This window comes from Nibrella viscosa, from assembly GCF_039541875.1.
In the GTDB taxonomy this organism is placed as follows: domain Bacteria; phylum Bacteroidota; class Bacteroidia; order Cytophagales; family Spirosomataceae; genus Nibrella; species Nibrella viscosa.
Genome location: NZ_BAABHB010000012.1, coordinates 148011 through 160499, shown reverse-complemented (window position 1 = coordinate 160499; position 12489 = coordinate 148011). Strand labels below are relative to the sequence as shown.

The following is a 12489-nucleotide window of genomic DNA, read 5'->3' as shown; positions in this document are numbered from 1 at the left end:
TCATTGTAATTACCAACCTGATTACCACCCGCTCCGGCAGGCTGACCGGAAGAACCATGAACCTGAATCTGCAAGACAAAATCATTATTGTAACCGGTGGTGCCAAGGGCATCGGCGAAGGCATTGCTACCACGCTGGCGGCTGAGGGTGCGGTCCCGGTCATTGTCGGCCGGAATGAAGAGGACAACCGGCAAACCGTAACCAGGATTGAAGAATCAGGCGGACGTGCCTTTCAGCTTGTTGCCGAGCTAACCAGGCCGGACGACTGTAAAAACGCTGTGGAGCAGACGCTGGCGCAGTTTGGGCGCATTGACGGGCTGGTCAACAATGCGGGGGTGAATGATGGCGTAGGGCTGGAGAAAGGGTCGTATGAGCAGTTTATGGCGTCGCTGCACCGCAACCTGGTGCATTACTACCTGATGGCGCACCACGCGCTGCCGGCGCTGAAGGAGTCAAAAGGCAGTATTGTCAACATTGGCTCCAAAGTGGCCGAAACCGGGCAGGGGAATACCTCAGCGTATGCAGCAGCCAACGGTGGCCGGAATGCGCTGACCCGCGAGTGGGCGGTAGAACTGCTGCCCTATGGCATTCGTGTCAACTGTCTGGTTGTGGCGGAGTGCTGGACACCGCTGTATGAAAAATGGATTCAAACCCTGCCGAACCCGGAGGAGAAGCTGGCGTCGATCGTTTCAAAAATACCGTATGAGAAGCGCATGACAACCACCGAAGAGATTGCCAATATGGTGGTGTTTCTGCTGTCTGATAAGTCGAGCCATACCACCGGCCAGCTCATTCACGTAGATGGTGGGTATGTGCATATGGATAGGGCCCTGACGTAGTTTTCTGTCTGATAGGGTAAAGCAGGGCGAAAATGCCTTTATACAACAGAACAACTCCTAAACGCATACCGTATGGCGTCTGTGTCAACTACTCCGGCGGCAAAAGCCACGGCCGGGTCTACCGGCAATTACAAGCTGGCTTTTGCGCTGGTGACGAGCCTGTTTTTCCTCTGGGCGTTTGTCCATAACCTCGAACCCATTCTGATCCCCCACCTCAAAAAAGCCTGTCGGCTCACCGATCTGCAATCGGCGTTAATTGACTCAGCCGTGTACCTGGGCTACTTTCTGATGGCGGTGCCGGCCGGGCTGATCATGAAGCGGTACGGGTACCGGCAGGGCATTATTGCCGGTTTGTTGTTGTATGCCATTGGTGCGTTCCTGTTTGTACCGGCCGCCGGCACCCGGATGTACGTGTTCTTTCTGGGTGCCTTGTTCATTATCGCGGCCGGTTGTGCCTTTCTGGAAACAGCCGCTAATCCGTATGTTACAATCCTGGGGCCTTCTGAATCGGCCACGACGCGGCTTAACTTTAGCCAGTCATTTAACGGGCTGGGCGCGTTTCTGGCTCCCATATTAGGCGGGCAGTTTATCCTGAGTGGCATTGAACATACCGAGGCTGAACTGAATGCAATGTCGCCCGGGCAACTGGATCAGTACCTGCAATACGAGGCCGATCTGGTAAAAACGCCTTACCTCATCATCGGCCTGGTGGTTACGGGGGTGATGGTACTGTTTCTGTTTACCAAAATGCCGGAGTTCAGGGAGGGAGGTAGTAACGGTAAATCGTCGCTACGAACGGCCTTGCAGCACCGGCACCTGAGCCTGGGCGTGTTGGCGCAGTTCTTCTACGTTGGGGCGCAGGTATGCGTCACGAGCTTTTTCATCCGCTTTGCCAAATATACCAGCGATGTGCCCGAAAAAGAAGCCGCTTTCTGGCTGGGTATGGCTATGTTCGGTTTTATGATCGGCCGCTTTGTGGGTACGTTTTTAACCCGGTATATAGCCGCCAACCGGCTGCTGATGATCTATTCGCTAATCAGTATGGGACTGCTGGCGCTGGCCCTGACGGTGCAGTCGCAGCTGGCTGTGTGGGCGCTGTTTGCCGTGCCGTTCTTCGAGTCCATTATGTTCCCAACCATTTTTGCACTGGCTATCGACAAAGTTGATGAGGATCGGGAACTGGGCTCGTCGCTGCTGGTGATGGCTATTGCGGGCGGGGCGCTGTTTCCGCTGATTATGGGCTGGATTTCCGACCAGAGCAACATTCAGGTGTCGTATATCGTACCGCTGCTGTGTTTTCTGGTAGTGGCTTACTACGGCTGGAAAGGGTATGAGGTGAAAACTGAAACTGTTCGTTAATCCATGCGCTATTGTCTGGCCCTTGACCTGAAAGACGACCCGGCGCTAATTGCCGAGTACGAACAGTACCACGAGAAAATCTGGCCCGAAATCGAAGAAAGCATCCGTTCGTCCGGTATCACCGATATGGAGATTTACCGGATTGGTAACCGGCTCTTTATGATTATGGAAACCACTGACGATTTTTCCTTCGAGCGGAAATCCAGCATGGACGCCGGCAACCCGAAGGTACAGGAGTGGGAGGACCTCATGTGGACGTATCAGCAGGCACTGCCCCTAGCTAAACCCGGTGAGAAGTGGCTGCTGATGGACCGGATTTTTAAGTTGTAGGGTATAGAAGCTGCTTTTGGTATTTCACCCCACCCCTTGGATAAATTCTAATAAAATAACGTACAAAATAGGCTTGCCCCTACAGGGCAGTGAGCGTTCGGGATTGGTGATAGGGCTATAAACCGCTGACCCCTCCGGGGTATAAATATTTTATCAATTACCCCGGAGAGGGGTCAGCGGTTTATAGCCCTTGCCGAAGCGTGCTCTATTCTCTGCCCTGTAGGGGCAAGCCAAGAGATAAACAGCACTAATAATTCTTTCCGAGCAGGAGCCTACGGGATACCTATTCCGACTGCGTTATGTATTCTTGTATGGGCAAACAGGCTGCTGCCACATACCGCCGGTGTTTGCTCTCATTTAACTTGTTTTCTGACCGTGAAAGTCGCACTGTTTATACCGTGTTATGTTGACCAGTTTTACCCGAAGGTCGGCATTGCTACGCTGCAACTCCTTGAGAAACTGGGGGTGAAAGCGGAGTTTCCGATGCAACAAACCTGCTGCGGCCAGCCCATGGCCAATTCCGGCTGTGAACAGGACTCCGTACCGGTCTACCATAACTTCGTGCAGACCTTTGCCGGGTATGATTACATCGTGGCTCCGTCGGGGAGTTGCGTGTATCACGTCCGCAAGCATTTCGACATTATCGAGCAGACACCGGAGGTCAGGCACGTGCGGGAGCGTACCTACGAACTGGTGCAATTCATGACCGACGTCCTGGGCGTTACCGAAATTGCGACGGAGTTTCCGTACCGGGTGGGCCTGCACCTGAGTTGTCACGGACAACGGGGTATGCGCCTGGCTACCGATTCGGAACTGACGCCGGTGCGCGACGGGCAGATAAGCCGCCTGCTGAAAAAAGTAAAAGGACTTGAACTGGTGGAACTGGAGCGCTACGATGAGTGCTGTGGCTTTGGCGGTTCCTTCTGCGTGACGGAAGCCGCCGTATCGGCCCGGATGGGTACCGACCGGGTGGATGACCATGTGCGAAACGGGGCTCAGGTGCTCACCGGGGGCGACGTGTCCTGCCTGATGCATCTGGAAGGGATTGTACGTCGGCGTAAATTACCGCTGCGGGTGATGCACGTGGCCGAAATTCTGAACGGTAGCCAATGACCGTTTACTCAATTAAGTTTGTCTTTTTGTAAAGTTTACTTTACTTTTGGTAAAGCAAACTTAATTGATAAGCTTATGAAAACACAATGGTTATTTCCGCACCGCTTCCGGCTGATTGGCTGGCTGATTCTGATTCCGTCGGTGGCCCTCGGGCTGGCGTATATGTACGCTGAGTTTCATTTTGAATTTCTGACCCTTAGCATTGCTAAGGGAAAAGGGTTTCTGGGTTCAGACCTTGCCATTAACCTGACGGATGAGGTGGCCGCGCTGGGTGTCATAGCTGGGCTGCTGATGATCGGCTTCTCGAAAGAGACGATCGAAGACGAAATGGTGAGCCAGATGCGGCTGGAAGCGCTACAATGGAGCATTTACGTCAATTATATTGTGCTGGCGATAGCCATATTGTTTGTCCACGGCGAGCGGTTCTTCGACGTGCTGATTTACAATATGTTTACCATGCTGATTGTGTTTGTGATTCGGTTCAACATGCTGCTGTACAGGAACAGTCGGGTACTGGCGCTATGAAGAACCGCATTAAAGTAGAACGGGCCGAAAAAAATATTTCGCAGGCCGAACTGGCCGATCAGATTGGGGTAAGTCGTCAGACCATTAATTCGATAGAAACAGGCCGCTACGTGCCGTCGACCGTGCTGGCCCTGAAAATGGCCAGGGTGTTTGCCAAACGGGTCGAAGAGATATTCCAGTTGGAAGAAACGGACTAGGACATGCATAAGCAAAACATATGAATCACCCTCAAGCCGCCGAACAGTTTAACCGCGACATTGACCGCACCACCTGGCACGATAAGGCCCTGTGGTTTGTGCGACAGAAACGCGATCGCGCCGTGTACCAGGTTCCCGAATGGGAGCAGTTGCGCGAACTGGCTTCGCAAATCAAAAACCACACGCTGAGCCGTCTGGACGACTACCTGGAGGAGTTTGAGCGGAACGCGCAGCAGAACGGCATCCAGGTACACTGGGCCGCCAATGCTGAGGAGCATAACCGCATTGTACTGTCTATTCTCCAAAAGCACAACGCGAAGCGGATGGTCAAGAGCAAATCCATGCTCACGGAAGAGTGCCACCTGAATCCGTTTCTGGAAAAGCACGGCATTGAGGTAGTAGACACCGATCTGGGTGAGCGGATTATTCAGTTCAGCCACGAGCCGCCGAGCCATATTGTAATGCCGGCCATTCACCTCAAGAAAGAAGAGGTTGGGCGGATCTTTCATGAACACCTGGGCACCCCGGCCGATGCCAGTGACCCGCAATTCCTGACTGAAACGGCCCGACAACACCTGCGACAGAAGTTCGTCGCGGCCGAAGTCGCCCTGTCCGGTGTCAACTTCGCCATTGCCGAAACGGGTGGGTTTGTCGTCTGCACCAACGAAGGCAATGCCGACCTGGGGGTGACCTTAACGCCCGTTCACATTGCCAGCATGGGTATTGAAAAAATTATCCCTAAACTGGAACATCTCGGCGTCTTTACCCGCCTGCTGACCCGCAGTGCTACCGGTCAGTTAATCACAGCCTATACCTCACATTTCCACAAACCCCGGCCGGGGCAGGAGTTGCATGTTGTTATTGTTGACAATGGCCGTACGGAGCAGCTTGGCCGGCCCGATTTCCGGAATTCGCTCAAGTGCATCCGGTGCGGGGCCTGTATGAATACCTGCCCGGTGTACCGCCGGAGTGGCGGGCATAGTTACGACTATACCGTACCCGGCCCCATCGGCTCGATTCTGTCGCCCAATACGGACCTGAAGAAGCACAGCACCCTGCCGTTTGCCTCTACCCTCTGCGGCTCCTGCTCGGATGTCTGTCCGGTAAAGATCGACATTCACGTGCAGTTGTATAAGTGGCGGCAGATTATCAGCAAGGAAAAGGTGATGCCGGCCGGCAAACGTCTCAGCATGAAAGTCCTGGCCAATGTGCTGGCCCGACCGTCGCTGTATGCCCGCCTGGGACGTGTGGCCCGGAAAGTGCTCAGCCTGACACCCTACGCCATCAGCCATGCCGGGGCCATCAATCCCTGGGCTATTGCGCGGGAGCTGCCGGAGCCGCCGAAGCAGAGTTTCCGGGACTGGTACGCACAGAATGCAGCTAAGGAAATGGAGACGCCTGTTTCTCCTACACCGGTAGTTGATCCAAATTAACTGTAAATCCAATATAAGGCCGACTTTCGGGTCGGGAATAGATATGTCGTCGCGAGATCAGATCATTGCCAACGTAAAAGCGAATAAGCCCCAGGCGCTGCCGTTGCCGGAGATACCGGATTTTGGGCCGGACCCGGCGCAAACCTTCACGCGCTTCTCCGACTCGCTCGCCTTTGTGGGGGGGCAGCTGGTAGAATTGCCCGCTGGTCAGACCGTGGCCGATGTGGTGCGCGAGCGGTTTCCGGATGCGCAGCGGATTGCGGCTTCGGTGCCGCTGGCGGGTATTCCGCTTATGCCGGTAGATGCCCAGACGCCTAAAGAGACACTCGAACAGGTGGACGTAGCGGTGCTACAGGGCGTGTTTGGCGTAGGCGAAAACGCGGCTATCTGGGTGCCCGAGGCCAATATGCCGCACCGGTCGCTGCCGTTTATTGCGCAGCATCTGGTGCTGGTCATCGACCGATACACCATCGTCCCCAACATGCACGAAGCGTACCGGCAGATAGATAAAACCTCGCTCAGCTACGGCGTATTTATTGCGGGTCCGTCCAAGACGGCTGATATTGAGCAATCGCTGGTGGTGGGGGCCCACGGAGCCCGCAGCCTGACCGTACTTGTGCGCTAACAAAATCGGTCATCTGTTGTTTTTCGGTAAAAACTGTTAGTTTTCGCGAAAAACAAATACCCTCCTTTGACTACATTTCAACTCACTACTTGCCGACTTCGGCCCTGGCGCGAAGGAGACGAGGAGTCTTTGTCCAGGCACGCCAGCAACCGTAACATCTGGAACAACGTCCGGGATTTCTTTCCCTACCCGTACACCATTCGCGATGCGCACTCGTGGGTGCGTTCCAATCGTTCGTACCAGAACCCAACCAACCTCGCTATTGAGGTGGATGGTGTAGCCGTGGGCAACATCGGTTTCACGATAAAGGATGATATTTACCGCTACAATGCCGAAATTGGCTACTGGCTGGGGGAGGAGTACTGGGGGCGGGGCATTATGTCGGAGGCTATTCCGGTTATGGTGGACTATATCTTTAAAAACTTTCAGGTCAACCGTATTTACGCTTGTGTGCTGGAGGGAAATACCGCATCGATGCGGGTGCTTGAGCAGAGCGGGTTCCGGCCCGAAGCAGTGCTCCGGAAGGCAGCCGTGAAAAACAATCAGCCGATGGACGAACACATTTTTAGCCTGCTGCGCGAGGAGTATACCGGGCCGGGCCGTGGATAATTCCAGGTTGGTTATGCCGCCATTTTGCTGTTTCTTTGCCGAAATTTTGCCGGAAGGGTCATGCCGAATATAGTTGTTGCGATAGATGGGTATTCGAGTTGCGGGAAAAGTACGACCGCCAAAATAGTGGCTGCCCGCATGGGCTATGCCTATATCGACACCGGGGCCATGTACCGGGCAGTCAGCCTGTATTTTTTTCAAAATCATGTGTCGCTCACCAATCCAAAAGAAATATCGGCCGCGTTGGAGCGCATTCAGATTTCCTTCAATTTCAATCCTCGCACCGGCAAAAATGAAACCTGCCTGAATGGCCTAAACGTGGAGGAAGAAATCCGGAAGATGTATATCTCCAACATGGTCAGTGAGGTTAGTGCTATCGTGGAGGTACGTCGGGCGATGGTGGCGCAGCAGCAGCGGATGGGCCGCCGGCGGGGGGTAGTGATGGACGGTCGTGACATTGGCACTAAAGTATTTCCGGACGCTGAGGTGAAGGTATTCATGACCGCAGAAACCTTTATCCGGGCCAAGCGCCGGCAGCAGGAACTCCTCGAAAAAGGCGAACTCATCAACCTCGACGAAATCATCCAGAATATTGAAAAGCGCGACCGGATTGATACCTCCCGTGCCGAGAGCCCGCTGGTGCAGGCACCCGATGCCGAAGTGCTGGATACCTCCTACATGACCATTGAAGAGCAGGTCGACTGGGTCATCGAAGTCATCGACCGGCGCATCGCGGAACTCCACCGCGAGGGGCACTTCAAAAAAGAAAAGGCATGAATACCGCCGATTTCCTGCTTGTCGGGCAGGGGGTAGGCGGCTCTGTACTGGCCTGGACACTCGACCAGCTTGGCTGTAAATGCATCGTTGCCAACGCCACTGAGTTACCATCTGCCTCGCGGGTAGCGGCCGGTATCGTCAATCCCTTGACTGGCCGGAAACTGGTGCGCACCTGGAAAGCCGAGGAGCTGTTTCCCTTTCTGTATCAGTTCTACACGAGCATTGAGCAGCAGTTGGGTAATCACTTCTTCTTTCCGCTGGACATTTACCGCCCGTTCCGCTCTATCGAAGAGCAAAACTCCTACCTTGCCCAGACGGCAGAGCCATCCATCGGCAAATATGTTCGGGAGAATGCCGATAACGAGCAGTACGCACCCTATATTCATAATCCCTACGGGGGCCTTGAGGTAACGCAGGCCGGCTGGGTCGATCTGAATGCTTTTCTAGCGACCATCCGGGATTATTTTCAGCAGAAAAATCAGTATATCGAACGGGCCGTTTTGCCTGAAGACCTAACGTACACGGCCAATGGCGTTACCTGGGCCGGCCGGCAATTCCGGAAGGTAATTTTCTGCGATGGCGTGCAGGCGCAGGAAAATCAGTTGTGGTCGTGGCTGCCGTTTGCGCCGGTAAAAGGGCAGGTGCTGACGGTGCGCGTGGCGGATTACCCCATCCGGAATGTGGTTAACCAGGGCGTGTTCATTTTACCGCTTGATAATAAGACGCTTAAAATTGGGGCTACCTACACCTGGCATGACCTGAACTGGCAAACATCCAACGAGGCTCGTTCGTTCTTAGAAACAAAGGTGAGGGCCATGCTGAAGGTGCCGTACGAGGTAATCGACCAACAGGCCGGTATCCGCCCGTCGACCAGCGACCGGCGGCCGTTTCTTGGCCTGCATCCCGACCATCCGGCGGTGGGTATCTTCAACGGCCTGGGTACAAAAGGCGTCTCGCTGGCTCCGTACCTGGCCTATCAGTTTAAGCGTTTTTTGCTCGATGACGAAGAATTACCGGCCGAAGTGAATATAAACCGACATCTTTCGTTATATTTCCGTACGTAGTTATTAGTCTTTTTTCGGGTATCGGTTGCATTATTATGCGTAAGCAATACATTCTTTTCTTTATGGCCTGGTTGGGCGTGCTGTCGGCAGCTACCGCACAGAATTACCCCTCCATGGAACAGTTTGGCAAAAACCGGATTCAATACCGGCAGTTTGACTGGAAATTTGTCAAAACAGCCAACTTCGAAATTTACTTTTATCAGGACGGCAATCCACTCGCCAACCTGGCCGCTCAGTATGCCGAATCGGAGTTTGACCGCATTACCGAACTGCTGGGCTATACGCCCTATAACCGGATCAAGATCTTTCTTTTTAATTCTCCCCAGGAACTGGCCCAGAGCAATATCGGCCTCAGTACTACGGGCGACCTTAACGGCCGGGAAGTAGATCTGGCCAAATCCCGCCTGGAGATCGCTTTTACCGGCGATCAGATCAGCTTTCGGAGGCAGCTCGTACACGATATTACCATGCTGTTTGTGTACGATATGCTCTACGGCGGCAGCCTGAAAGACGCCTTGCAAAGCTCCCTGCTGCTGACCCTGCCCGACTGGTTTATGCCGGGGATTGCCGCCTATGCCGCCGAAGGCTGGAGTACCGATCTGGACGATTACATGCGGGACGTAGCATTGAACCATCCTGTACGGAAGCCATCGCTGCTGATGGGCAAAGAAGCTGAGCGCATTGGCCAGTCTATCTGGAATTACATAGCCCAGAAATACGGTCGGGATAATATCTCCAATATCCTGAACCTGACCCGCATTATTCGGAATGAACAAAGCAGTATTGCCAGCACCCTGGGTGTTCCTTACAACCGGTTTCTGCGCGACTGGCGCGAGTACTATGCCGGTATGGCCAAAACGGTAACGCAGTCGTATCAGCAGGGGCAGGATGACTTCCGGATTAAACTAAGTTCTGTAGGGGCCCCTTTCCTGCTGAACAGTCTCAAGCTGAGCCCGGATAAGCAATTTATTGCGTACACCACCGTTCGGGAAGGTAAATTCAACGTTGAAGTTGTCAATACATCTACCCGCAAGCGCTTCTCGGTGCTGAATGGCGGCTACCGGCAGGATGATCAGAACATTCGGCCCACAACACCGCTGGTGGCCTGGCAGCGGGGAAACAGTCTGGCGGTGGTCAGCAACGAAAAAGGCAAATCATACCTCTACGTATTTACCAATCTGGACAAACGACCTAAAATCAAAGAACGGAGAGTTATTCAGGGACTTACCCAGGTGGTTTCTATGGATGCGTCGGAGGATGGTTCCAGCCTGATTATGAGCGCCGATCGGAAAGGGCAAAATGACCTGTATCTCTACAGCATCGGCCGGGGAACCTATCAGCAACTGACCAACGACCTGTACGACGATTTAACACCGAAATTTGTCGGACGCACCACGCGCAGTATTGTCTTTGCCTCAAACCGCTCGCAGGATACGCTGGGTGCCGACAAAGGCTCGTACAAAACCATACGGGACCGCATGAGCCTGTTTCTGCACGAAGGCGGTCCCCGCGCCACTGCGGTTACCCGACTGACCGATTCACTGCGCCATGCTGTACAACCGGTAGTATCCGGCGAAAACACCGTCTTTTACCTCAGTGATGCCAATGGTATTCGCAACCTCTACCGGGTCGATACCGAAGCCCAGCAGATTCGGCAGATTACCGCCTTCCCGTACGGTATTCACCTGTATGATCTCAATCCCACCAATGGCGGGTTTGTGTACAGTACTATTCAGGATGGCAATATATACGTTAGCTACCGGAGCCGGCTGGACCTGAACCAATCGGTACAGGCTGTACCAACCCAGCGAAACATCACCCTGGGCTTTACGCCTTCGGCGGAGCCTGCTCCGACCCAGCGCACAACCAACGGTACAGATAGTACAAACCGAACAGTAACGCAGGCATCCCAGCCCGATTCCGGGGGGCGTACTGATCTAGAGCCGGGTGAGGTGAATACCGACAATTACCAGTTCGACGAAGACGTGCTGAAAGCCGCTGAGTACCGTCAGCGCCGGGCAATTGCCAGCTCACCCACCAGCATAACTCCTCCGCGCAACCGCCGTCGGGAGAACATCACCATTCGTGGACCTTTTGATTATCAGGGCCTTTTTGTGGCCAACGACGCTAATTCTGCCTGGCGGGTAGACCCGGTCCGGGGGTTTGGCTACACGCAAACCATCACGATGAATGATCTGCTGGAGAACCACATCATCAAAGCCGGCTTGTTTATCACCACCAACCTGCGCAACAGTGACCTGTTTGCCGAATATACTAACCTGACTCACCGGATCGACTACGGTGCCCGGATTGACCGGCAGACCCTATTTCTGGACAATGGCGGGCTGAGCCAAAAGTACCGGTACAATCGGGTGGCGGCTTCGGCCTCCTATCCGCTGTCGGTGACCAGCCGCTTTACCATATCGCCCTCTTATACTGTTACCCGCCTGCTCGATCTGTCGTTTATTGGTCAGCCGGACCGTACCTCCGAATATGCGGGCTTGCGGGGTGAGTTTGTGTATGACAACACCAAAGTCAACGGCATGAACATGCTGGAAGGAACACGGTTTAAGGCGCGTTACGATGAGTATGCTGGTGTCCGTAGTTTAAGCGAGAGCTTCAACCGGTTTATGTTCGATCTGCGGCACTATCAAAAGCTGCACCGCGACCTGATGCTGGCCGTGCGGGTGTCGTACGGGCAGTCGGGCGGAGCGGCTCCCAAGCAAAGTACCCTGGGCGGTATGGAGAACTGGATTGCCCGGCAGTTTGAGCCGTCGGCAACCAATCCGGTGCAGGTGCCAAATCCGCTGCAGGATGCCCGGGACGATTACCGCGATGTATTCTTCCTGGATTTTGCGGCTCCGCTGCGCGGATTCAAGCTTGGTAAACTGACCGGCAACAGCCACCTTCTGCTAAATGCCGAACTGCGTGTGCCGCTGGTCCGGTATCTCTACCGGGGAACAATCACCTCCAACTTCCTGCGAAATCTGCAGTTGGTAGCCTTCTCCGACATTGGAACGGCCTGGACCGGCAAAGGGCCATTCAGCCGCCAGAACAGCCTCAATACCGAAATTGTAGGCGGAGGAAATCTGCCGTTCCGGGCTACGGTCACCAACTTTAAAAACCCGTTCCTGATTGGCTATGGGGCTGGTGTGCGTACTATGCTGTTTGGCTATTATGTTAAGTTTGATTATGCCTGGGGCCTGGAAAACAATGTGGTGAGCAAGGCCATTCCGTACCTGACGCTCGGGTACGATTTTTAGGAACAATGGTTACAGAATTGACCAAAAAGCCCTGGCAATATCGATATTGCCAGGGCTTTTTGGTGTAGGCAAAACTACCTGCTATGGTTAAAACCACCGGCCGCAGAAGCAGTAATAGAGAGTTTGGCATAGTTTTGGTGGTTCTTGGGATGCTTGAATTAGCCGGACATCCCGGTAGGTATACGCGTGCGTCACCTGCTTCCAGCGTAAAGTTTTTTTGTAGTTTTACGAATAATTCGTTCATATTTAACCGTTTGCAAGGCTAGCCCTCGGTTGAGACTGTAAGCTAGCCTGTTTGGCATAGTTTTAGATAATTTTTTAAGGCTACTATTGGGCCTCCTGTGTGTATATGTTT

General features: G+C 53.8%; 12 protein-coding genes. All 12 read left to right on the top strand.

Annotated elements, in window-relative coordinates:
• Positions 1 to 56 precede the first annotated feature (56 nt).
• Positions 57 to 839, top strand: a complete 783-nt coding sequence (locus tag ABD931_RS22910; RefSeq protein ID WP_345270387.1) for an L-fucose dehydrogenase — start codon at positions 57 to 59, stop codon at positions 837 to 839.
• Positions 840 to 911: 72 nt separating this feature from the next.
• Positions 912 to 2198 carry an L-fucose:H+ symporter permease gene (fucP, locus tag ABD931_RS22905; RefSeq protein ID WP_345270330.1) on the top strand — a complete coding sequence of 429 codons (1287 nt, stop codon included), beginning with the start codon at positions 912 to 914 and terminating at the stop codon, positions 2196 to 2198.
• Positions 2199 to 2201: 3 nt separating this feature from the next.
• Positions 2202 to 2528, top strand: a complete 327-nt coding sequence (locus ABD931_RS22900; RefSeq protein WP_345270329.1) for an L-rhamnose mutarotase — start codon at positions 2202 to 2204, stop codon at positions 2526 to 2528.
• A 375-nt stretch (positions 2529 to 2903) separates the two neighbouring features.
• A complete protein-coding gene (locus ABD931_RS22895; RefSeq protein WP_345270328.1) occupies positions 2904 to 3641 on the top strand; it encodes a (Fe-S)-binding protein in 738 nt (245 codons plus the stop codon).
• A 75-nt stretch (positions 3642 to 3716) separates the two neighbouring features.
• On the top strand, positions 3717 to 4166 hold the full coding sequence (locus ABD931_RS22890; protein ID WP_345270326.1) for a hypothetical protein: 450 nt from the start codon (positions 3717 to 3719) through the stop codon (positions 4164 to 4166).
• Positions 4163 to 4363 carry a helix-turn-helix transcriptional regulator gene (locus tag ABD931_RS22885; protein WP_345270325.1) on the top strand — a complete coding sequence of 67 codons (201 nt, stop codon included), beginning with the start codon at positions 4163 to 4165 and terminating at the stop codon, positions 4361 to 4363. The genes ABD931_RS22890 and ABD931_RS22885 overlap by 4 nt, the downstream gene beginning before the upstream one ends.
• Before the next feature lie 20 nt (positions 4364 to 4383).
• Positions 4384 to 5796: a lactate utilization protein B gene (locus ABD931_RS22880; protein ID WP_345270324.1), complete on the top strand. Its 1413-nt coding sequence runs from the start codon at positions 4384 to 4386 to the stop codon at positions 5794 to 5796.
• Positions 5797 to 5839: 43 nt separating this feature from the next.
• Entirely contained in the window at positions 5840 to 6421 is a 582-nt protein-coding gene (locus ABD931_RS22875) for a LutC/YkgG family protein (protein ID WP_345270323.1), read from the top strand.
• 66 nt (positions 6422 to 6487) lie between these two features.
• On the top strand, positions 6488 to 7030 hold the full coding sequence (locus ABD931_RS22870; RefSeq protein WP_345270322.1) for a GNAT family N-acetyltransferase: 543 nt from the start codon (positions 6488 to 6490) through the stop codon (positions 7028 to 7030).
• Positions 7031 to 7090: 60 nt separating this feature from the next.
• Positions 7091 to 7807, top strand: a complete 717-nt coding sequence (gene cmk / locus ABD931_RS22865) for a (d)CMP kinase (RefSeq protein ID WP_345270320.1) — start codon at positions 7091 to 7093, stop codon at positions 7805 to 7807.
• On the top strand, positions 7804 to 8871 hold the full coding sequence (locus ABD931_RS22860) for an NAD(P)/FAD-dependent oxidoreductase (protein ID WP_345270319.1): 1068 nt from the start codon (positions 7804 to 7806) through the stop codon (positions 8869 to 8871). The genes cmk and ABD931_RS22860 overlap by 4 nt, the downstream gene beginning before the upstream one ends.
• A 35-nt stretch (positions 8872 to 8906) precedes the next feature.
• On the top strand, positions 8907 to 12134 hold the full coding sequence (locus ABD931_RS22855) for a hypothetical protein (RefSeq protein ID WP_345270318.1): 3228 nt from the start codon (positions 8907 to 8909) through the stop codon (positions 12132 to 12134).
• The last annotated feature ends 355 nt before the right edge of the window (positions 12135 to 12489 follow it).

Coding starts and splice junctions, on each gene's coding strand:
- ABD931_RS22910 (WP_345270387.1), top strand. CDS start 57: ATGAACCTGAATCTGCAAGACAAAATCATTATTGTAACCGGTGGTGCC.
- fucP (WP_345270330.1), top strand. CDS start 912: ATGGCGTCTGTGTCAACTACTCCGGCGGCAAAAGCCACGGCCGGGTCT.
- ABD931_RS22900 (WP_345270329.1), top strand. CDS start 2,202: ATGCGCTATTGTCTGGCCCTTGACCTGAAAGACGACCCGGCGCTAATT.
- ABD931_RS22890 (WP_345270326.1), top strand. CDS start 3,717: ATGAAAACACAATGGTTATTTCCGCACCGCTTCCGGCTGATTGGCTGG.
- ABD931_RS22885 (WP_345270325.1), top strand. CDS start 4,163: ATGAAGAACCGCATTAAAGTAGAACGGGCCGAAAAAAATATTTCGCAG.
- ABD931_RS22880 (WP_345270324.1), top strand. CDS start 4,384: ATGAATCACCCTCAAGCCGCCGAACAGTTTAACCGCGACATTGACCGC.
- ABD931_RS22875 (WP_345270323.1), top strand. CDS start 5,840: ATGTCGTCGCGAGATCAGATCATTGCCAACGTAAAAGCGAATAAGCCC.
- cmk (WP_345270320.1), top strand. CDS start 7,091: ATGCCGAATATAGTTGTTGCGATAGATGGGTATTCGAGTTGCGGGAAA.
- ABD931_RS22860 (WP_345270319.1), top strand. CDS start 7,804: ATGAATACCGCCGATTTCCTGCTTGTCGGGCAGGGGGTAGGCGGCTCT.
- ABD931_RS22855 (WP_345270318.1), top strand. CDS start 8,907: ATGCGTAAGCAATACATTCTTTTCTTTATGGCCTGGTTGGGCGTGCTG.